The organism is Algiphilus sp. (assembly GCF_965216485.1).
Classification (GTDB): domain Bacteria; phylum Pseudomonadota; class Gammaproteobacteria; order Nevskiales; family Nevskiaceae; genus Algiphilus.
Window position 1 is genome coordinate 714,740 of record NZ_OZ244162.1, and the last position, 19,102, is coordinate 733,841.

A 19,102-nucleotide genomic window follows, 5' to 3' on the forward strand; every position below is an offset into this window, starting at 1 on the left:
GGTGTCAGCGCCGACCACGACCCCGGCACATTCGCCCGTGCGCCTTCGCTTGACCGCTGCGTCGCGCGAACACCTCTTTTTGGCGGCGATCATCGCCCTACACGCCGCCGTGGCCTTCGGCGTGGCCGCGCTCCATGGACTTGAAGGCGCGATACGCATCAGTCTGTACGGCGAAGGCATGGTGCTGATGGTGTTGGCAGCCGCCACAGGCTTTGTCGTCGCCTGGTTGCTGCGGATTGCGCTGGTCGTGCGCCCCCAGCGTCCGTTGGCCTTTGCCTTGTACGAGGCGCGCCACTTCCACTTCCGCGCTCGGCTTGCCGCAGGACTGCCTTCGCTGGTGCTGCTGGCAGTGCTGATCAGTGTGTATTCGTCATGGAAGGTGATGATTCCGGCCCTTTCCCCCTTTTCCTGGGACGCACTCTTCCACCAATGGGACACCGCCCTTCATGGTGGCCGCCCGCCGTGGCATTGGCTGCAGCCGCTGGTCGGCACGCCGCTGGTGACCAGTGCCATCAACGCCGTGTACCACCTGTGGCTGTTCGTCATCTACTTTGCCTTTATCTGGCAGGCCTTCAGCCTGCAGCAGCCGGTGCTGCGGACGCAGTTCATGGTGTGCTTCGTGTTGCTGTGGATGGTGCTGGGGAATGTGCTCGCCACTGGGCTGTCGTCGGCAGGGCCCTGCTACTACGGCTTGATCGTCGGCCAGCCTGACCCCTACGCACCCTTGATGGAGTACCTGCGATGGGCCGATACGCATTTGCCGGTTTGGGCACTTGAGGTACAGAGCATGCTGTGGAGGGACTACGAAGCCGGCGCGCTGGCGGTCGGGCGCGGGATCTCGGCAATGCCGAGCCTGCACGTGGCGACTTCTGCGCTCGTCTTTCTTCTCGCCCGTCACTACGGCCGGCTGGCGAAGTGGTGCGCCGGTATCTTCCTGTTCTTCGTCCTGATCGGTTCCGTCCACCTCGCCTGGCACTACGCCATCGATGGGTATCTTGCACTGGTGTTGACGCTGCTGATCTGGAAGGCTTCGGGTGTCATTGCACGCAGAGTGCATCGCGGCACTGTGGACGCAGCTCAGGGTGTCACGCCGGTCGGCAGGGCCGAGAGCGGGTCGTGATGATGGGGCCGAGCACGCCACGTTCATCGCGTACAGGCAGCCTCCGCCAATGCCGCGCCTGAATCCCTGGACGGTACTGGTTGCCAAAGCCAGCCAGGCGCGATGGATGATCCGGCGCGACCCCGTGGCAGGGGATCGCCTCTTGCTGCTGGTGGTCGGCAGTTATGGGATCAGCCTGGTTGTCTTGCTGGCCCTTGCCGGGCATAGCCCGGGTGAGGCCCTCCGATGGACCGCCCTGAACACTCTGCCAACGGCCGCAGTCACGGTGCTGGGCGGCGCGGTGCTCTTTTATTTGGTGTGTCTTGTTGCAGTGCGGCGTCCCGCCTCTCCTTTTGCCACGCTGCGCCGGGACATCGCCTTTGTGATTGCGAACCCGCAGCGATCATTGCCCATCGCTTGGCTGTTGCTGCTGATGGTGTTCTTTACGGCCTTCTTTTCGGCCTGGAAGGCGATGATTCCGCAGCTTCAGCCCTTTGCATGGGATCCAGCTTTCTCTCAGATGGATCGTTGGCTGCACGGTGGGACGCATCCGTGGCGATATACACACGCTGTCTTTTCCAGTGCGCTGGCCACTTCGATCATCAATCTGATCTATCACCTGTGGTTTGTCGTGATCCACTTCAGTGTCATCTGGGTTGCGGTCTCCAGAGGGCATTCGCAACTTCGTCTGCAATATTTGCTGAGCTTCTTTCTGGCTTGGATCATCGTCGGCACGATCCTGGCCATTGCGTTTTCTTCTGCCGGCCCCTGTTATTTCGAACGGGTTACCGGATTGGCCTCGCCCTATGCGGACCTGATGCAGCGCCTAGAGCTGCAGCAGCTGCGATATCCCGTCTGGGCGCTTGGCGTCCAGGAACTGCTCTGGGCGAATCATGTGCGCGGCGCCAACGGCATGACCAGCGGCATCTCGGCGATGCCAAGCATGCATGTCGGCACGTGTGTCCTGCTCGTGCTGCTGGCTTGTCGACTTGGCAGTCGGCGGGCTGTTGTGTGTGCCACGTTCTTCCTGTTCTGCATCCTGGTCGGGAGCGTGCATCTCGGCTGGCACTACGCCGTCGATGGCTATGCCGCCGGGCTCATCATGCTTCCCATCTGGTGGATTGCCGGTAAAGTGACACGTCACCGGCTGGATTCCCTTCATGGCGAAACGATGAATCAGGATAAGCGGTAGAAAATGCCGGGACATACGGCTTTGACACCCGAACCGCCCTGCGCCTAATGTTTGTTGCATCCGCGGCCTAGCCGCGTTCACGTCGCCCTGGAGGCCGAAAATGTTGGATTTCCTTTCCGCTTGGATCCGTTCCTTCCTTTCTGATGAAGAAGGTGCGAGTGCTATTGAATACGGGCTGATTCTGGGTCTGATTGCCATTGTCCTGATTATTGCGCTCGGTCAGATCGGTACTGGTCTCAATTCGCTCTTCCAGAGCGCAGCAACCTCGATTGGTAGCGCAGGCTAGCGGTCCAGCCATTCACGCGGGTACGCGCATGACGGTCGAATATGCCTTGGCATGCCTGCTCGTTGCGGTGACGGCCATCGCCGCCTTGCGTGATTGGCAGCAACGGCGAATCCCAAACCTTCTGCCGCTCTTGCTGATCGCAGGTGGCAGCGTTGCACTGCTGCTTCGGTCTGGAGGAAGCGATAGCCTCCTGTCCAGCACACTGCAGTCTGTCGCAGGCTTGGGCATTGCGGCGGCGGCGACCTTGCCGGGGTACTGGTCGGGCGCGATGGGGGCGGGTGATGTGAAGCTGCTCGCCTCCATCGGATGGGCCCTGGCATGGCCCGGCGCGTTCGCTCTGGTCCTGCTGTGGGCCATCGCCTTTGCTATCTGGTGCGGCGTGGCATGGTGTGTACGCAGACGTACCCGACAGCCGGTGGCGCCCAGCATCCTTGTCGGGCACGCTGCAGTCGTTGCGATGGCCGTGCCATGAACCTGCGTATGCATGCTGTGAGCAGCAGGCGGCGCTCCCCGCGCGCTGCCAGCCTTCGGGGGCAGTCGGGCGCTTCGGTGGTTGAGTTCGCCTTTGTGTTCCCCATCCTGTTTCTGCTGATCTACGGCGCCATCGTCTACAGCTATGTCTTCGTAATCAACGAGTCCATCCACTATGCCGCGAAGACGGCGGCTGAGTCCGCGGTGCGCGTGGACCCTCAGGCGGCGGATTACGAAACCCTGGTGCGGACCACGGCACGCAATGCTGCCAGCAACACCCTGGCATGGATGCCGGTGTCCCAGAGGGCCCGCTTTGCAGACCAGGAGGATGATCTCTTCGGTACCGTGACCATCGAGGAACTCGATGGCAATCCCATCGTTCGGGTCGTGCTCGATTTCGATGTCAGCGCGACTTCGCCCGCCATTTTTCCGGTCATCAGCCTGCCACTCGTCGGCGATGTGCCACCCCTGCCAGCGCGCATGCAAGCGTCGGCAGTGGCGTTACTCTAGTATTCGCCGCATCAGGCACAAGGGGGAAGCATGAGCAGTACGGCGCTTAAAATCGCAGCGGTGGTGACCGTCTTGCTGGCCATCATCCTGGCTGTGGTCGCCTTCCAGATGACGCGCAGCTACACGGCCGCGCCGACCGCCCCAGCAGCCGGTGCGGAAACCGGTGACGCGGCGGCCGCGAAAGAGAAGGAAAGCTTCCCCGAAGCCGTGGTGGCGGTGGCGCCGCTCGCGGCCTATCAGCCGATTCAGGCGGAGCAGGTGCGCATCGCGCCTGTGGCGGTGAAAACCGAGGGGCAGTTCGACAGCATTGAGGACGTCGTCAACCGGATTCCTCTGGTGGATGTCGATGCGGGCGCACCCGTGACCGGAAGGCATTTCAAGGATGCCAACGAACTCGCGCGCATCGTGCCCGAAGGCCACAAGGCCATGTCGCTGGAAGTCAACGACGTGATCGCGGTGGGCGGCTTCCTGCGCCCCGGCGATATTGTCGACATCCTGGTCTATCTGCGCGGTGGCTCGGATATCGAAGCCGTGCAGGCGCGAATCCTGCTACGCGAAATTCGCGTCCTCGCGCTGGAGGATCGCATCGTCGACCGCCCGGAGGGGGTCGAGGACGACAAGGAAGAGGATCGACGTCGCCGGCAGCGCACGGTGGTGCTGGCCGTTCCGGATGACAAGACAACCCGCCTGATGCTGGGTTCCAACCTGGGCGAGATCCGCCTTGCGATGCACGGCCAGGTGCCAGAAGTCGCCCAACTCGATGCGCTGTCCGACGAGGCCCTTCTGGAGGCTGGCGAAGGCGCAGCCTCGTCTGGCAGTGACGCCGCGCAAACCGCAGTGGAAAGGGCGGATGCGGAGGACAACAGCGACCAGCCGCTGACAGCGGCACAGCTCTCGAGCGTGGAAGTGCCCAAGAAAAAGCAGCAGGCCCAGCAATCGCGTGAGCCAAGGCATCGCATCTACGTCTATCGCGGCGCCGATGTCGAGACGGTTTACGATTGATGACGCGCCAGTTCAGCCAGGAACCGCCGGTGCACGCAAAGAGCACGAGCATGATGACCCGACTTTCGTCCGCGCACCTTTTCTTCGCCACGCTGCTGTTGCTGTTGTCAGCGACGACATGGGCAGCCGGCGATCCGCCGCAACGCAGTGGCTTCGAAGTCGAAAACGGAACCCATGAGTTGCTCCGGCGAGAACGCGCCGTCGTACGCGTGGCCGTCGGGAATCCCGAAATCGCTGCGGTCAACGTGATCAATCGCAAGGAGCTGCTCGTGACCGGCCGCAAGCTGGGAGAGACCAGCCTGCTGATCTGGTCGGAAGGCAGCCGCGAGCCTGAGCGTCTGTTGCTCCGTGTGGTGCCCATCGCATCCGCGCGGACCGCACCCGACGAAGCGCTGGCGGCTGCTGAAATCCGGCCCGGCGTCGGCCTTTCGGGGCCGTTACCGAATGTACTTGCGCATCGGCGAGCACGTGCACAGGCAGGCCAGGGGGCGGACGACGAAGCCCTGAATGACACCAGTCAGGTCACACTGGAAACCCAGGTGCTGACCGAAATCCGGATCGCCGAAGTCAGCCGCCGCACGGCGCAGCGCTATGGCTTCAATTTCTCGCGCAGCATCGGCGATACCACGGCCTCCGTGGTGACCCCTGGGGGCCTCAATGGGGTGGCGAGCACACAGAACGGATTTGCGCTCGATTCCGGGTTCGTTCCGCTGTCGAATGCCTTCAACCTGGTGTTGGGCGATGCCGCCAACAATGTGCTGGGCGTGCTCAGTGTGCTGGAGTCCAAGGGCATGGCGCGGACATTGGCAGAGCCCAGCCTGACGGCAACCAGCGGGCAGACCGCCAGTTTTCTCGCTGGCGGAGAGTTCCCGGTACCGGTCTCTCAAGGCGGTGCCACGGCAGGCGGCATCACCGTGGAATTCAAGGAGTTCGGCGTACGACTCAATCTGACGCCCACCGTACTGTCCAAGGATCGCATCGCGCTGAAAGTAGCGCCCGAGGTCAGCGAACTCGACTTCACTGCCGGCATACAGATCAGCGGGACCAGTGTTCCGGCATTGGTGACGCGGCGCACCGATACCTCGGTGGAACTCGGTGACGGCGAGAGCTTCGTGATTTCCGGTTTGGTCAGCTCGACGCAGGTCAACGATCTCGACAAGGTGCCCTGGCTCGGCGACGTTCCCATCCTCGGCAGCTTCTTCAAGTCTGCGGAGCGCCGCAAGGAAGAGCGCGAGCTCATCATGGTCGTGACCCCGCATCTGGTGCGCCCATTGGGTGCCAATGCACAGGTGCCGAGACTGCCGGGCAGCGAGGAGGATCGTTACGACCCGCGCTTCGATCAGCTGTTCTTCCAGGAAACCGGGGAATTCGACCAGTCCAGCTTCGGCTTCTCACGCTGACAGGCGCGCGACGATGAAGACGCAGGGGGTGGTGATTGCGGATGATCCGGTCTTCGTCAACTGGCTGCAGAACGGGGTGGGCAGCGCGGCGGAGTTCACATTGGTGCGCGCAGGCACCACCGAGGACCTGATCGAACGGGTCAGCAATATCGGTCGCATCGACGTGGCCTGCTTCGAGTTCTCCGCGGCCAATCAGGACACCCGGGCACGGCTGGTGGAAGCCTTTATTGACCGTTTCCCCGATGTGCCGGTGGTCGGCATGGGGGCAGACGGTGCGCAGGACATCGTGCTCTCCGCCATGCGTAGCGGCGCGCGGGACTTCTTCGTGCTTCAGCGCGATGACGAGTATCTGCCCAATCTGCTTTCCAAGGTATTGCGACGCTCGCTCGGCAGCGGACCGAGGCCGCAGCACGGTGCGCAAGGCAAGGTGGTGACCGTGTTTTCCGCGGCCGCCTACGAAGGAACAGCCTTTGCGGCCGAGCACCTCGCCCTGCGCTTTCTCGAACGCAAGCTTGACGGAGAGCGCGGCCTGCTTGTGGATCTTTCGGCACCTCCCGGCGCGGCGTCCGTGTTTCTCAATCTGCACCCCTCCTACACCTTGCTGGATGCGGTACAGGACGTCTATCGCTGCGATCAGACACTCGTGGACACTGCCTTCGCGCGTCACGGCAGCGGCCTGTATGTGCTGACCCTGCCGGAGGAACGCATCGGCTATCCGCGGCTGGAAGGCGAAGAACTGGTCAAGCTGCTGGAGGTCCTGCGCACCCTGTTCGGTTTCATCGTGGTGTCCATGGATGGCCATATCGGTACGGACACCATTGGCGACATTCTGGGCATGAGCGAGAGCAGTCTGCTCATCACCGATCAATCCATTCTCAAGTCGCGCCACAGCAAGTATCTGCTGCGCGAATTGCGGATGCACGATGGCGCGCTGAATCATACGCGGCTGGTGGTGGACAACTACCAGCGGCGCTTCGGGCTGGAGGGGGAGAATCTGGCGCAGTTGCTGGAGTTGCCGCTGGCCGGCACCCTCAGTGGCCAACCCTTGAACCGCGTCCAGGCGATGAATTCCGGGGAGCCCTTGTCCGTGGTTGCGCCCAAGGACCCTTATCTCCGCGAGATTGAAGAGCTTGCCGACCTGCTGTGGGGTGGCGGTGGCATGAGCGCATCGGAAGGCAGGGGAGGCTTGTTCGCGCGCTGGCTCGGTAAGGTATGAAGCAGGAAGGCGCCCGGTCCGACCACTTCCGGCTCTCGGATCAGTACCAGGAGCTAAAGGGCAATCTGCACCGCCATTTGATCCAGCTGATCGAGGAGCGGGATCTCGATTTCGACAGTTGGTCGTCGGAGCGCGTGGAACGTTTCGTCACCGACCAGGTGCGGCGGTATGTGGTCGATCAGCGTCTGCCGGTCAATGCGCGCGAGACCGAATGGCTGGCCCGGGATGCGCGCGATGAATTGGTGGGTTTCGGTCCTCTGCAGGAGTTGGTGGATGACGATTCCATCAACGATATCGTCGTCAACGGCCCGAATCGTGTTTTTGTCGAGCGCAATGGCGTGCTGGAATCGGTGGCAATTCGCTTTGCCAATGACGCCCACGTGCTACGCGTGATCCAGCGGATTCTGTCTCCACTCGGACGACGCGTGGACGAATCGACGCCGATGGTGGATGCGCGCCTGTCGGACGGCTCCCGTGTCAACGCCATCATTCCGCCCATTGCGCTTGATGGTCCCTGCCTGTCGATTCGCAAGTTCCGCAAGAACGCCCTCACTGCCGAAGACCTTATCGAGTACGGAACCGTCTCGCGCGCCGTTGTCGACTATCTGAGCGAGCGGGTACGCCATCGCACCAACACCCTCATTCTGGGCGGTACCGGTTCGGGCAAGACCACCTTCCTCAATCTGCTGTCACAGTGGATTCCCGAGGTCGAACGTATCGTGACCGTCGAGGATGCGGCCGAACTGCGCCTCGAACATCCGCACGTCGTGCGTCTCGAGACGCGGCCCCCCAACCTCGAGGGAAGCCGCGCCGTCACCGCCCGCGATCTGGTACGCAACGCGTTGCGCATGCGACCGGATCGGATCATTGTCGGCGAGGTGCGCGGCGATGAGGTGCTCGACATGCTGCAGGCCATGAACACGGGGCACGACGGGTCGATGACGACCATTCACGCCAATGGCATCGACGACGCCATCCACCGGCTGGAAATGCTCGCGGGCTTTGCAGGTTACTCGGGTAGCGAGGTCACGCTGCGCGGGCAGATCGTTTCCGGCGTCGAGTTGCTGGTGCATGTCAGCCGCCTGCCGCATGGGGCACGCAAGCTGATGGCGATTGCCGAAGTGCAGGGCCTGCGCGGTGGCGACGTGCAGTTGCGTTACCTGTTCCGCTTCGATCAGGAAGCGGATGCCATTATCGATCTACGGGAACAGCCATGAGCCAGCTCGCCTCCATCGGCCTTTTCCTGGCGGCGGTCGTGGCCGTTTTCGGCGCCATGCTGCTCTGGACGCGGGCACGCACGCGCGAACGGCAGGAAGACGTGTTGATGCGTCTTCGCGCCGGCGACGATGCCCTGATTGCCTCCAGCGGATTCGGCGAAGACGAGGCCATTTCCAATCCGGTGCTGCGTTGGGCCTGTCATCTGGTGTGGCGCACCGGTGCCGAGACCGAGCCCTCCATGGTGGCCCGCTGGATGATCGCCTTCGCCCTCCTGGTGCCGATCGCGCTGGTCTTGATGGGGGTTCTGGCTGGTCTGGTCGCCATCGTGATCGTTCTGGTGGTGACCTGGGCCGTACTCTCCAGACAGGCTGCCCGTCAGCGGGCACGCATCATCGAACAGCTTCCGGACTTCCTGGAGAGCGTTTCGCGCGTGCTGTCGGCGGGCAACTCCCTGGAGGAAGCACTGATCTCCGCTGCCCAGGAGTCCAACGACCCGCTGCGCGGTCTCTTTGTCAGCGTCGGGCGACAGGTGCGACTGGGGGCGTCGGTGGAAGTCGTACTCACCGACATGGCCGACATCCATCGCATCCGCGACCTGCGCGTCATGGCCATGGCGGCGTCGATCAACCGCAAGTATGGCGGCAGTCTGCGCGAGATCTTCCGCAGCCTGGTGCAGGCGATCCGTTCGCGCGATATGGCCGCGCGCGAGTTGCGCGCCTTGACCGCCGAAACACGCTTCTCGGCGGTAGTGCTCGCGGTCATCCCCGTGGGCCTGATGCTGTACATCCTGGCGCGCAACCCCGAGTACTACACCACCATGTGGGCCGATACCGGTGGCCGCTACATGCTGATTGGCTCGGCGCTCTTGCAGGCGGCGGGCGTATTCGTCATCTGGCGCATGCTGGCCAAGGTGCAGGAGGGTGACGCATGAACCCCGCCCTGCTCCCCGTTCTTGTCGCGGCTGCATTGTTCATCGCCATTCTGGCCGTCGGATTGACAGTGCTATTGCTCCTGCGGGCGCGCCAGGAACGCCGCCTGCGCCGGCGACTGGTGGCCGATGAGCCGAGCCACGGTGATGTGGATCCACGCTCCGAGGGCTTTCTGAGCGAGCTGGCCGACAGCGGGCGGGCCATCGAGAAGCTGGTCGACACGGACAACGAGACACCGCGGCTCTTGGTTCAGGCCGGTTGGCGTCAGAGCAAGCAACAGAGCCTCTACTATCTTGCGCAGTTGCTGGTACCGGTATGCGCGGCGCTGATTGCGGGCATTTTCTGGCTGGGTAAGCCGGCCGAGGCACCGCATCTGAACTATTTGATGTATTTTCTGCTGGCAGTGATCATCGGCCTGCTCGCCCCGCGCTTTTATCTGCGCCGCCGCGCCGAGGCGCGACGCGAGCGCATAGCGAGCGAAGTCCCGCTGTTCATCCACCTGCTTGTCCTGCTGTTCGAAGCAGGCCTGTCGACCCGGCAGGCTCTTTCCAGTCTGGTGCGTGAGGGACGGGGAACGCTCCCGGAGCTGAACCGCGAATTCGCGGTGGTGACGCGACAACTCGATGCCGGTGGCGATTCGACCGAGGTTCTTCGCAACCTTGAACAGGCGCTTCAGGTTTCGGATCTGGGCAATGTGCTGGGCGTGCTGCGCCAGGTGGATCGCTATGGTGGTGAAGTGCGCGAGCCACTCATGGAAACGCTGGCCAATCTCGAAGAGCGACGCACGATGGATATGCGCGAGAAGGTCAATGCCACCTCGGGCCGAATGACAGTGGTCATGGTGCTGTTCTTCTTTCCGGCACTGCTGATCTTCGTCGCCGGTCCGGCATTCGTGTCGGTGATCAAGGCGCTTGGCAATGTGGCGGGCTAGTCCGGTGTGTAGAAGCGCGATTTGTGTCGCGATGGCGGCATTGCTTGCCGCCTGCAGTGGCAGCGGCTTTGTCCGGGAAGTGGAGCGCGAAACCGAGTTGCGCAGCCCCGCCGATGCGGAAGACGCGGTCTATCGCGATCTCATTGCCCAGCTTCTGCAGCAGGAGAAGTACTACGCGGCCCTTGCGCACATCGAGGAACATCAGCGCAGCGTGGGCGACGACGACCCACGCCTTTCGCTGTACGAGGCCCGAGCGCTCTATGGCCTGCGCCTGGATGGGCAGGCGAAGGCCATCTTCCTGAACCTGCGCGGTACGCGCTACGACGCCGAAGCCCATCATGGGCTGGGGCTGATCGATGCCCGCGATGCCGAACTCGAGAAGGCCATCGAGCACTTCATCCTCGCCGTGCGCGCACGGCCGACCAATGTCGCGATGCGCAACGATCTTGGCTTTGCACTGTTGCGCGCCGGGCGCCCCGAAGATGCCCGCCTGCAATTGTCGACGGCGCTGGAACTGGAGCCGAGCAATCAGCGCGCGCGAACCAACCTCATGCTGCTGATGCTGATCCGGGGGGATGAGCAGTCGGCGCGCCAGTTGGCCGAATCGGTGGGCATGACCGATCGGGAATTGGCGCAAATGCGCGATCAGGCCGAACGCCTGCGTGCCACCATCCTTCCATCAACCGGAGGTTAAAGATGCCCTGTTTGTCTACACCATGGCTTCGTCTTACTGCAGCGAGCGCTGTGATCGCGATCAGCGCTCCACTTTTCGCCCAGCCGGTTACACAGGACGAGGAAGAATCCGCGCGCTTTGGCCAGCACACCCGGGACTGGGTCCAGCTGCAGGTCAGCGGTGATGCGGCCGACGGGCCGCCCGAGGGCTTCAGTGCGGAAATCGCAGACCGTGTCTGGAAGCGCTACAGCAAGAGCTTCGACAATGAAATTCCTGAGTCCTTCGAGCGGCAGAGCTTCGCCGAAGGCCAGCGCTAGCGCACCTTTTCACGATGCACCGGCATCGACAACGGGGCGCGGCAGCGGTATTCGCGGCCATCGCGCTGACCGCGCTGCTTGCGGCCATGGCGCTGACGGTCGATATCGGGCGGCTCTATTTCGCCCAGCGCGATCTGCAGAACGCCGCCAATCTTGCGGCCCTTGACGCCAGTCGCAAGGCCAGCGGTTGCTATGGCCCTATCCAGGACAGCCCGCTCGCGACCGCCAACACCGTCGCCATCGATAGCCTGATAAGAAATGGCTTCGATGCGGGCAACCTCACCACCGTGCGCGTGGGCGGCATCAATCGCACACCGGATGCGCTTCGCTTCTTCGATCCGGATGCGGACAACCGCAGCTTCGCCGTGCAGGTCGGCCTGCAGCGCCCGGCACCGCCGCGACTGCTACCCCTTTTTGTCGAGAGTTCACCCCAGACGGATACGGATGCGGCCCAGCAAGCGCCCGATGAGCGGCGGTTGTTTGCGGACGCCAGCGCCTCGGTCCGCAACGATGTGGCCTTGTCCCTGGGCAGCTACGGCGCGCGCATCAATCCGCAGGCTCCCGGCACCCTGTTGCAGGCCCTGCCCGGAAATCTCAGCATCACGGCTCTGGATTACGCCGCCTTGGTCGATGCCGAGATCAATCTGCTTGATGTGCTCGAGCCCGGTTCGCTGTCCGAGATCACGGAAGTGCTGGCGGAGGAAACGACGCTCCCGGCCTTTCTTGATGGCATCAGCGATGCCCTTTTGGCGGCCAACGAACTGGTTGCCGCCAGTGTGACGAGTGCCCTCGCTGCGGCAGCGCAAGGCTTGAATCAGACGCTGATCCCTGCCGAGCTCGTCAATCTCGAGGGTCAGATCGCGCCTGCGATCAATGGCGTGACGGTGTCCGCGGGCGCGTTGGTCGAAGCCGCCATCCAGTCCGTGCTGATCGATGGCTTCTTCGAAGCCTTGATCCAGCTCGGCGGTGGCCGCGAGGTCGCCGTCCGCCTGCGCGAAGCGGCGCAGGTGGTGGAAGGTCCCCCAGGATTTCGAGAGGACGGCGAGGAACTGACCGAGGCCCGTACGGCGCAGGCGCGGGTGAGCACACAGGTGCCGCTGACCGGCTTGTTGCCCACCGGGACCAGCATTGAGCTCTTCGCAGAGGCGGCCAGCGCGCGTGCAGCGGTGACTGGTGTGCGCTGCCCCAGTGCTGGCAATCCCCTGCGGGAGGCACGCATTCGCACGCGCACCAGCGTCACCAGCATCGGATTGGAACCGATCACGGTCACACTCTCACTGGCCCAGCTCCAGGCCTCGCTGGAGGACTCCGCCGCCCCGCTGGCGGGCGTGCTGCAGCAGCTCACCGGCCTCAGTTGCGGGTTGCTGGGGCTTCTCTCCCCGCAGCAGAACGCGCTGTGCGATCTGCTTCAGGACAATCCCGTCATTGAGATCCGGATCGCGCTGGCAGCGCCGGTCACCTTGCCGGGCGCGGACGAGGAGTTCTGGGTGCAAGAGCCCTTCCCAAAATCCTTCAGCGTGGCGGCCCCGATGACGGCCACGCTGTCGCAGTTGCTGGATCAGGCCATAGAGATCGAACTCTCGGTCGCCGGCACGCCTCCGGTCGGTCTCGCCGGGACCGTGCTCAACAGCGTGCTGGCCGCCGCAAGGCCGGTGCTGCAGAGCACCCTTGTGACGGCCCTTGTCGATACCGTGGATGAGGTACTCACCCCTGCACTGGAAGGCCTGGGCGTTTCCCTGGCCGGTGCCGATGTCACCGTGACCGAGATGACGGTGCAGCGACCGAAGATCTTCTCGGCGGCGCGCTAGCTGGCGGCGCGCACGAACTATCGCACGGCGCTCTCGAGGGCTACACTGCCATCATGAGCCGTTCGCCATTCAGCGTCCTGTCCCAGTCCACGCGGCCCGCTTCGCTGGGGCGCGGTGCCCTGCTGGCATGGATGGCGGTGGCGGTGGTGCTGATCGTGGCAGGGGTGGTGGCATTGCTGCAGTCCGGCCGTCTGAGCGACAGCATTGGTGCCGATGAAAGCGAGCGGCAACTGCGCGCGGCGATTGAAACGCGACTGGCCGAAAGAGGGTCGGAAGATCTCCAGGGTTTCGTGCGCACGCTGGTGAATCGCGGCACGATCGGGATGCGATATCTGTCGATTTCGGTGCCAGGCGGTACCACCGTGGCGGAGGCCAGCGCCTATGAAGGCTTCTCCATTCCCATGATCTCGCCGCTCTATATCGACCGCCTGCGGAGCTTCATGCTGGACCAGTCGGGCGAGCGCCGCCGCTTCGATATACGCCGCGATGGTCGCAGCGTCGCCTCCGTGGAATACGTAAGCGCTCCCGATAGGGTGGCCATCGCTCGCGCGGATGCCATTACCCAACTCTACTGGCAGGGATGGATGCTCCTGCTCGGTGGCATGGTGCTGCTGGGTTCGGGTGTCACCCTGTATCTGCGTCCGGTGCGGTTACCTGCCGCGCACCTGGCCGAGCGTGCGCGCGGCGGTTCGGCGACTGCAGAAAGCCCTCGCACCGACCGGCCACCGCCAGAGCAATCCTTCGATGGCCGTGCCGCACAGGCACTGAATCGCCTGCAGCGCGGCGTCATCATCGTGGACGCCGATATCCGGATCCGCGAGATCAACAAGGTCGCGGAGCAGCTTACCGGCTGGTCGCGAGAAGACGCCATCGGCCGTCTGGTGTATTCCGTCTTCCATCCCCTGGCGGAAGACGATCAACCCCTGACCACGCCGGCGGAAACGGCCGTGCGGGAGAACTGCGAGACCTTTGCCGAGGAATGCCGGCTGCGCGCACGGGATGGCGCCATTCACGCCATTGAAATGCAGGCTGCGGCGCTGGAAGGCGGTGGCGGCAAGTCTGATGGTGCGGTGCTGTTCTTCCACGATATCAGCGACCGTCGCGAAAACGTTGATCGCCTGCGCGCAGACGCCCGTCGCACACAGGACATCGTTGACCACCTGGACGAGGGTGTGCTGACCACCGACGCAGCGGGCGTCATCAATTTTGCCAATGCGCGCGCTGCCCGCATGTTCGGCTACAAGCGCGGCGCGCTGATCGGGGCGACGGTCACCAAGCTGATGCCAGTGCCTTTTCTCAACATGCCCGAAGTCCATGTCCGCGACTACAGCGACAATCAGGCGGGAGCGCGTCTGCCTCGTGTGGTCGGCTGGCGTCAGGACGCCACCACCTTCCCGGTGGAGCTGCTCGCACAGCCTCTGGGAGAGGAATCCGACGGGCATCTCGTGCTGGTGCTGCGCGATCTCACCCAGCAGCTGCGCAAGGACAATCTGTCGCTGCGCATGGGCCGGCTGTTCGACTACGCGGCGGAGGAAATCTACGTCTTCGATGCGCAATCGCTGTACTTCACCGAGGTGAACCGCGCCGCCCAGCGCAACCTCGGACTGGAGGACGAGCAACTCGCGCGCATGACGCCGGTCATGATCACCGAGGGCGTCGATGCAGACACGCTGCAGGACTACTACGTCCACCTGCGCAGCGGACAGACCGAGCACGTGCGCTACCGCGCGCGCCATCGACGCGGCGATGGCACAAGCTATCCGGTCGAGGTCCGGCTGAGCTATTCCCGCTCCGAGGAGCCCCCCGTCTTCATGGCCATGGCCACCGACTGCAGCGAGCAGGAGGCGGCCGAGTCGCGTCTTGCGCGCCAGGCGCGGCAGGACGAACTCACGGGTCTCGCCAACCGCGCGGCGGTCATGCATGCCCTGCGCGACGCCCTGCGCGAAGCAGTGCAGGCCGGTGACCACTTGGCCCTGCTGTTCCTGGATATCGACCATTTCAAGCGCGTCAATGACCGCTATGGTCACGAGACTGGCGATGCCTTGCTGCGCGCGATTGGTCAGCGACTCGAAGGCATGCGTGGAGAAGGGGTCACCGTGGCACGCCTGTCCGGGGATGAGTTCGTCGTGCTACGGCCACAGGCGGGGGATCGCGCACAGGTCGAGGCCTTCGTCGAGCGAGTGAGAGAGGCCATGTCCGAGCCCTTCTCCGTGGGCGACCGCTCGATCCGCATTACTGCCAGCTTCGGTGTGGCCGTCTTCCGGGGCGACACCGAAGATCCGGTGGAAGCCGGTGATTTGCTATCGCAGGCCGATCGCGCCATGTATCTGGCCAAGAAGGCCGGCCGTGACCGTGTGCACGTCTACTTCGGTGCAGACAGTGGTCAGGGTCCTGCTCAACGGGAAAATCGCCAGGCCAACTGAGGGCGGCCGCGACGCACGGGCTAATCGAGATGCATGGCCAGGACGTCGCAGTGCGCATGATGCAGCACGCCATCGTCGGTCGAGCTGAACAGCGCAGCCAAGCCACGGCGGGAGCGGTGCCCGATGACAATCAGGTCCGCCTCCACCGCCTCGCGTGCGCGGATGATTTCCTGTGTCGTGCTGCCCACGGTCACCCAGGTATGGGCGGTGACGATCTTGGCGTCCGTGCACCACTGCTTCAGACGTGCTTCGGCTTGCTCTCGCCGCTCCTGCGTCAGATCCAGGGGCGTGGCAAGCAGGGCGTCGCCGGCGGGGTCGATCGGGATGTACTCCACAACGTGGACCACCGACAACTGCGCTTCGAATCGGCGCGCGATATCCCAGGCATGGTGCAAGACGCGAGGGCCATCCGTTTCCTGGGCTTCGACGGCAGCCAGTACGTGGCGATAGGCATCCATGGGGACTTCCTCGGCTTAGGACTTCCCGATAGTGCCGGATGTGGCCGGGCGCTCCAAGTCCTCGCTGGCTGCCGGCGTGCCCAGCGCATTGGCGAGGCCGATCCAGGCTGCAGGCGTCACCGTCTCCGCACGGGCCCGCGGATCGATACCACAGTCACTCAGCAGCGTTTTGGGGCATACCCCGGAGAGCGCATTGGCCAGGGTCTTGCGCCGTTGCGAGAAGCCGGCACGCAGCAAACGGTCGAGGGCTTGCGGTGCCAGTAGCCGCGGCTTCGGCGGTCTGGGGCGCAAGCGCACCACGGTCGAGGTGACCTTCGGCGCGGGGCGGAAGGAACCCGGTGCCACATCAAACAAGGGTTCCACCGCGGTGTGGGCGGCAAGCGCGACCGTCAGGCGGCCGTACTGCTTGGAGCCTACGTCTGCCCCCATGCGGTCAACGACTTCCTTCTGCAGCATGAAGTGCATGTCGTCGATGCGGTGGGCAAACCGCAGCACATGGAAGAGCAGGGGCGTGGAAATGTTGTACGGCAGGTTGCCCACCAGGCGAATCCGGTCACCGTTGCGGGCCAAGGCATCCAGATCGACGCGGAGCGCGTCCTGATGCAGCAAGGTGAAGCGATCTGCGAAGCGCGCCTGCAGCCCGAGTAGCAGGCGCTCATCGAGCTCGATGGCCGTGACGGTGGCGCCCGAATCGATGAGGGCGCCGGTGAGGGCGCCCTCACCTGGACCGATCTCGACGATGCAGTCGCCTTCGCGAGGTGCGATCGCGCGAATGATGCGATCTACGACGCGGCGATCGTGCAGGTAGTTCTGGCCGAAGCGCTTGTCGGCGCGCGCGCGCTCGATGGTCATCATGCGCGGCGCCGGTGGCAGAGTTCGGCAGCCATGGCGATGGCCGCCGAAAAGCTCCCGCCATCGGCTGTGCCTGTGCCTGCCAGATCCAGCGCTGTGCCGTGGTCCACCGACGCGCGCAGGATCGGCAAGCCCAGTGTGAGATTGACGGCCGTGCCGAAGCCGGCGTACTTCAGCACCGGGAGGCCCTGGTCGTGGTACATGGTCAGTACGGCGTCGAAGGCCTGAAGGTGCCGCGGCGTGAACAGCGTATCTGCTGGCAGCGGACCCTCGACCTGCGCGCCCTCAGCGCGCAGCGCGTGGATCACCGGGGCAATGCAATCGATCTCCTCGCGGCCAAGATGGCCGGACTCGCCGGCGTGCGGATTGAGGCCGGTCACCGCCACGCGTGGCTGCGCGATGCCAAAGCTCGCTTGCAAATCGTGGAGGAGAACCTGCAGCGACTGTTTCAGCAGCGCCGGCGTGAGCGCCTCGGGTACGGCGCGTAGCGGAAGATGCGTGGTCACCAGTGCCACGCGCAGCGGTCCGGGCTGTGCATGGGGGGCGACCAGCATCATCACAGGGAGGGGGGCGCCGGTGACGTGAGCAAGGTATTCGGTATGGCCGCTGAAGTCGGCATAGCCGCCCTCGATGATCGCGGATTTCTGAATCGGCCCTGTCACCATGGCCTCAGCGGTTCCGTCGCGGCAGGCGGCAACCGCAAGATCCAGTGTCGCGAGCACGTGCCGCGCGTTACCGGCCGCGGGCCGGCCCGGCTGCACTGGCTGATAACCCGGTACCGGCCAGACGCAGAGAGCTTGGTCGAGATCCTCTGCGCTGGGCACCTGACCCGCGGGCACAGAACGCACCGTGATGTCTACGCCAAGCTGACGGGCGCGTGTCTGCAGCAGGGCGGGGTCGCTCGCAATCACCAGCCGCGCCCGCTCCTGACCGGTCCGCGCGAGTGCGCTGGCAATGACCAGATCGGGGCCGATACCGGCCGGCTCGCCGGGGGTGACGACGAGCAGCGGCGCGCGGGAATCAGGCCTCGTCTTCACCCAGGCGATACTCGATGTAGGCCTCGTCGCGCAGGCGACGCAGCCAGATCTCGTATTCCTCCTGCATGCGTCGTTCGCCAATGACCTGGCGCGCGCGTTGGCGGCGCAGCTCCTCGGTGGCGTCCCGCTCGCGACGATCCACGACCTCGGCGATATGCCAGCCGAATTCGCTGCGGAAGGGACGGGAGCGCTCACCCGGCTCCAGTGCATCGATCTGACGCTGGAAGGCATCGACCATCTGCCCGGGGGCCTGCCAGCCGAGATCGCCGCCGTCGTTCTTCGAACCGGGGTCGTCGGAGAATTCACGGGCCAGCTCCGCGAAATCGGCCCCTTCGTTCAGCCGCTCACTGAGTTCGAAGGCGCGCTCGCGCGCCGCCTCCTCGTCCATCAGCTCGTCGGGTTGAATGAGGATGTGGCGCGCCCGTGTTTCAGTCACCATCTGGCGATCACTGTTGCCGCGACGTTCCTCGACGCGAAGGATGTGATAGCCGCTGGTGGCTTCCACGATGGGCGCGAGCCCACCGATATCGACGGAGCTGATGGCGCGGGCAAAGGCGGGCGGTAATTCAGCCAGCCGTCGCCAGCCGAGGTCGCCGCCCTCGAGGGCCTGCTGGCCATCCGACTGGGCGGCGGCAAGTGCCGCGAAGTCGGCGCCTTCCTGCAGCTGGTTGCGAATGGCTTCGGCCTTGTCGCGCGCGGCCTGGCGTTCCTCCGGGCTGGCGCCGTCCCCTACCGAGATGAGGATGTGCGACAGGCGGACTTCGCTATCGCCGACATCGTCTTCCTGGGCAAGATAGGCATCGACATCGTCCTCGCTGATATTGATGCGCGCCTGCAGCTCGCGCTGGCGCAGGCGCTGGGTGATGATTTCGTCGCGGATGCGTTCGCGGACCTCCAGATAGTCGCGCCCTTCCTGGCGCAACTGACGCGCAAACTCCGCCTGCGTCATGCCATTGCGTTGGGCGATGCCGCTGATGACATCATTGAGCTCACGGTCATCGACCCGGATGCCTGCCTCGCGTGCGCGCTGGGTCTGGATGCGGGTGAGCACCAGGCGTTCTAGCACCTGGTCGCGCAGTTCGGCGCGCGGGATGGTCTGCACGCCGCGCTGCCGGAGCTGGTCGCGGGCATCCGCCATTGCGGATTCGAGTTCGCTCTTCAGGATCACGCCGTCGTTGACCACGACAATAATGCGGTCGATCGGGGTGGCGGCATGAGCCTGTAAAGCCATCAAAACGGGGAACAGGGCCAGCAGGAAAGGGCGCAATGGCATGGAAATG

The 19,102-nt window shown here is 64.2% G+C and carries 19 protein-coding genes; 15 read left to right on the forward strand and 4 right to left on the reverse strand.

Translation table 11 applies throughout. The annotated features are described in order from the left end of the window. Nucleotides 1-49: 49 nt before the first annotated feature. From ACOOFO_RS03255 to ACOOFO_RS03325, 15 genes are all read left to right on the forward strand, one after another. A complete protein-coding gene (locus ACOOFO_RS03255) occupies nucleotides 50-1,120 on the forward strand; it encodes a phosphatase PAP2 family protein (RefSeq protein WP_420428228.1) in 1,071 nt (356 codons plus the stop codon). 49 nt (nucleotides 1,121-1,169) lie between these two features. Further along, nucleotides 1,170-2,291, forward strand: coding sequence for a phosphatase PAP2 family protein (locus ACOOFO_RS03260; RefSeq protein WP_420428229.1), 1,122 nt, complete (start codon nucleotides 1,170-1,172; stop codon nucleotides 2,289-2,291). Between the two features lie 100 nt (nucleotides 2,292-2,391). Then, nucleotides 2,392-2,577, forward strand: coding sequence for a Flp family type IVb pilin (locus tag ACOOFO_RS03265; protein WP_420428230.1), 186 nt, complete (start codon nucleotides 2,392-2,394; stop codon nucleotides 2,575-2,577). A 28-nt stretch (nucleotides 2,578-2,605) separates the two neighbouring features. Beyond that, on the forward strand, nucleotides 2,606-3,049 hold the full coding sequence (locus tag ACOOFO_RS03270; protein WP_420428231.1) for a prepilin peptidase: 444 nt from the start codon (nucleotides 2,606-2,608) through the stop codon (nucleotides 3,047-3,049). Nucleotides 3,050-3,126: 77 nt separating this feature from the next. Then, nucleotides 3,127-3,558: a TadE/TadG family type IV pilus assembly protein gene (locus tag ACOOFO_RS03275; protein ID WP_420428232.1), complete on the forward strand. Its 432-nt coding sequence runs from the start codon at nucleotides 3,127-3,129 to the stop codon at nucleotides 3,556-3,558. Between the two features lie 30 nt (nucleotides 3,559-3,588). Next, complete coding sequence (gene cpaB / locus ACOOFO_RS03280; RefSeq protein WP_420428233.1) at nucleotides 3,589-4,560, forward strand: Flp pilus assembly protein CpaB; 972 nt, start codon at nucleotides 3,589-3,591, stop codon at nucleotides 4,558-4,560. A 50-nt stretch (nucleotides 4,561-4,610) separates the two neighbouring features. Continuing rightward, the gene (locus ACOOFO_RS03285) at nucleotides 4,611-5,960 is read left to right on the forward strand and encodes a type II and III secretion system protein family protein (RefSeq protein WP_420428234.1); all 1,350 of its coding nucleotides are present in this window, start codon (nucleotides 4,611-4,613) and stop codon (nucleotides 5,958-5,960) included. 13 nt (nucleotides 5,961-5,973) lie between these two features. After that, entirely contained in the window at nucleotides 5,974-7,176 is a 1,203-nt protein-coding gene (locus tag ACOOFO_RS03290) for an AAA family ATPase (protein ID WP_420428235.1), read from the forward strand. After that, the gene (locus ACOOFO_RS03295) at nucleotides 7,173-8,393 is read left to right on the forward strand and encodes a CpaF family protein (RefSeq protein WP_420428236.1); all 1,221 of its coding nucleotides are present in this window, start codon (nucleotides 7,173-7,175) and stop codon (nucleotides 8,391-8,393) included. The genes ACOOFO_RS03290 and ACOOFO_RS03295 overlap by 4 nt, the downstream gene beginning before the upstream one ends. Next, nucleotides 8,390-9,325, forward strand: a complete 936-nt coding sequence (locus ACOOFO_RS03300) for a type II secretion system F family protein (protein WP_420428237.1) — start codon at nucleotides 8,390-8,392, stop codon at nucleotides 9,323-9,325. The genes ACOOFO_RS03295 and ACOOFO_RS03300 overlap by 4 nt, the downstream gene beginning before the upstream one ends. Continuing rightward, a complete protein-coding gene (locus ACOOFO_RS03305; RefSeq protein WP_420428238.1) occupies nucleotides 9,322-10,254 on the forward strand; it encodes a type II secretion system F family protein in 933 nt (310 codons plus the stop codon). Before ACOOFO_RS03300 ends, ACOOFO_RS03305 begins: the two co-directional genes overlap by 4 nt. A gap of 31 nt (nucleotides 10,255-10,285) precedes the next feature. Continuing rightward, complete coding sequence (locus ACOOFO_RS03310) at nucleotides 10,286-10,948, forward strand: hypothetical protein (RefSeq protein WP_420428239.1); 663 nt, start codon at nucleotides 10,286-10,288, stop codon at nucleotides 10,946-10,948. Between the two features lie 50 nt (nucleotides 10,949-10,998). Then, complete coding sequence (locus tag ACOOFO_RS03315) at nucleotides 10,999-11,244, forward strand: DUF3613 domain-containing protein (RefSeq protein WP_420428240.1); 246 nt, start codon at nucleotides 10,999-11,001, stop codon at nucleotides 11,242-11,244. Nucleotides 11,245-11,258: 14 nt separating this feature from the next. Then, complete coding sequence (locus tag ACOOFO_RS03320) at nucleotides 11,259-13,052, forward strand: pilus assembly protein TadG-related protein (protein ID WP_420428241.1); 1,794 nt, start codon at nucleotides 11,259-11,261, stop codon at nucleotides 13,050-13,052. Nucleotides 13,053-13,105: 53 nt separating this feature from the next. Next, entirely contained in the window at nucleotides 13,106-15,475 is a 2,370-nt protein-coding gene (locus ACOOFO_RS03325; RefSeq protein WP_420428242.1) for a diguanylate cyclase domain-containing protein, read from the forward strand. 20 nt (nucleotides 15,476-15,495) lie between these two features. Here ACOOFO_RS03325 and ACOOFO_RS03330 read toward each other — a convergent pair whose 3' ends face one another. The 4 genes from ACOOFO_RS03330 to ACOOFO_RS03345 are packed head-to-tail and all read right to left on the reverse strand — an operon-like array spanning nucleotide 15,496 to nucleotide 19,095. After that, on the reverse strand, nucleotides 15,496-15,933 hold the full coding sequence (locus tag ACOOFO_RS03330; protein WP_420428243.1) for a universal stress protein: 438 nt from the start codon (nucleotides 15,931-15,933) through the stop codon (nucleotides 15,496-15,498). A gap of 15 nt (nucleotides 15,934-15,948) precedes the next feature. Then, nucleotides 15,949-16,788 (reverse strand): 16S rRNA (adenine(1518)-N(6)/adenine(1519)-N(6))-dimethyltransferase RsmA, encoded by an 840-nt coding sequence (rsmA, locus tag ACOOFO_RS03335; RefSeq protein WP_420428244.1) that lies wholly within the window; start codon nucleotides 16,786-16,788, stop codon nucleotides 15,949-15,951. Next, entirely contained in the window at nucleotides 16,785-17,822 is a 1,038-nt protein-coding gene (gene pdxA, locus ACOOFO_RS03340; RefSeq protein WP_420428245.1) for a 4-hydroxythreonine-4-phosphate dehydrogenase PdxA, read from the reverse strand. The genes rsmA and pdxA overlap by 4 nt, the downstream gene beginning before the upstream one ends. Beyond that, nucleotides 17,806-19,095: a peptidylprolyl isomerase gene (locus ACOOFO_RS03345; RefSeq protein ID WP_420428246.1), complete on the reverse strand. Its 1,290-nt coding sequence runs from the start codon at nucleotides 19,093-19,095 to the stop codon at nucleotides 17,806-17,808. Before ACOOFO_RS03345 ends, pdxA begins: the two co-directional genes overlap by 17 nt. Nucleotides 19,096-19,102 lie beyond the last annotated feature (7 nt).

Bases quoted from the DNA above. Each gene is read 5' to 3' on its own strand.
- ACOOFO_RS03330 (WP_420428243.1), bottom strand. From the start codon at position 15,933: ATGGATGCCTATCGCCACGTACTGGCTGCCGTCGAAGCCCAGGAAACG.
- ACOOFO_RS03310 (WP_420428239.1), top strand. From the start codon at position 10,286: ATGGCGGCATTGCTTGCCGCCTGCAGTGGCAGCGGCTTTGTCCGGGAA.
- ACOOFO_RS03325 (WP_420428242.1), top strand. From the start codon at position 13,106: ATGAGCCGTTCGCCATTCAGCGTCCTGTCCCAGTCCACGCGGCCCGCT.
- ACOOFO_RS03260 (WP_420428229.1), top strand. From the start codon at position 1,170: ATGCCGCGCCTGAATCCCTGGACGGTACTGGTTGCCAAAGCCAGCCAG.
- ACOOFO_RS03295 (WP_420428236.1), top strand. From the start codon at position 7,173: ATGAAGCAGGAAGGCGCCCGGTCCGACCACTTCCGGCTCTCGGATCAG.
- ACOOFO_RS03300 (WP_420428237.1), top strand. From the start codon at position 8,390: ATGAGCCAGCTCGCCTCCATCGGCCTTTTCCTGGCGGCGGTCGTGGCC.
- ACOOFO_RS03320 (WP_420428241.1), top strand. From the start codon at position 11,259: ATGCACCGGCATCGACAACGGGGCGCGGCAGCGGTATTCGCGGCCATC.
- ACOOFO_RS03265 (WP_420428230.1), top strand. From the start codon at position 2,392: ATGTTGGATTTCCTTTCCGCTTGGATCCGTTCCTTCCTTTCTGATGAA.
- ACOOFO_RS03345 (WP_420428246.1), bottom strand. From the start codon at position 19,095: ATGCCATTGCGCCCTTTCCTGCTGGCCCTGTTCCCCGTTTTGATGGCT.
- ACOOFO_RS03285 (WP_420428234.1), top strand. From the start codon at position 4,611: ATGATGACCCGACTTTCGTCCGCGCACCTTTTCTTCGCCACGCTGCTG.
- ACOOFO_RS03290 (WP_420428235.1), top strand. From the start codon at position 5,974: ATGAAGACGCAGGGGGTGGTGATTGCGGATGATCCGGTCTTCGTCAAC.
- cpaB (WP_420428233.1), top strand. From the start codon at position 3,589: ATGAGCAGTACGGCGCTTAAAATCGCAGCGGTGGTGACCGTCTTGCTG.
- ACOOFO_RS03305 (WP_420428238.1), top strand. From the start codon at position 9,322: ATGAACCCCGCCCTGCTCCCCGTTCTTGTCGCGGCTGCATTGTTCATC.
- rsmA (WP_420428244.1), bottom strand. From the start codon at position 16,788: ATGATGACCATCGAGCGCGCGCGCGCCGACAAGCGCTTCGGCCAGAAC.
- ACOOFO_RS03270 (WP_420428231.1), top strand. From the start codon at position 2,606: ATGACGGTCGAATATGCCTTGGCATGCCTGCTCGTTGCGGTGACGGCC.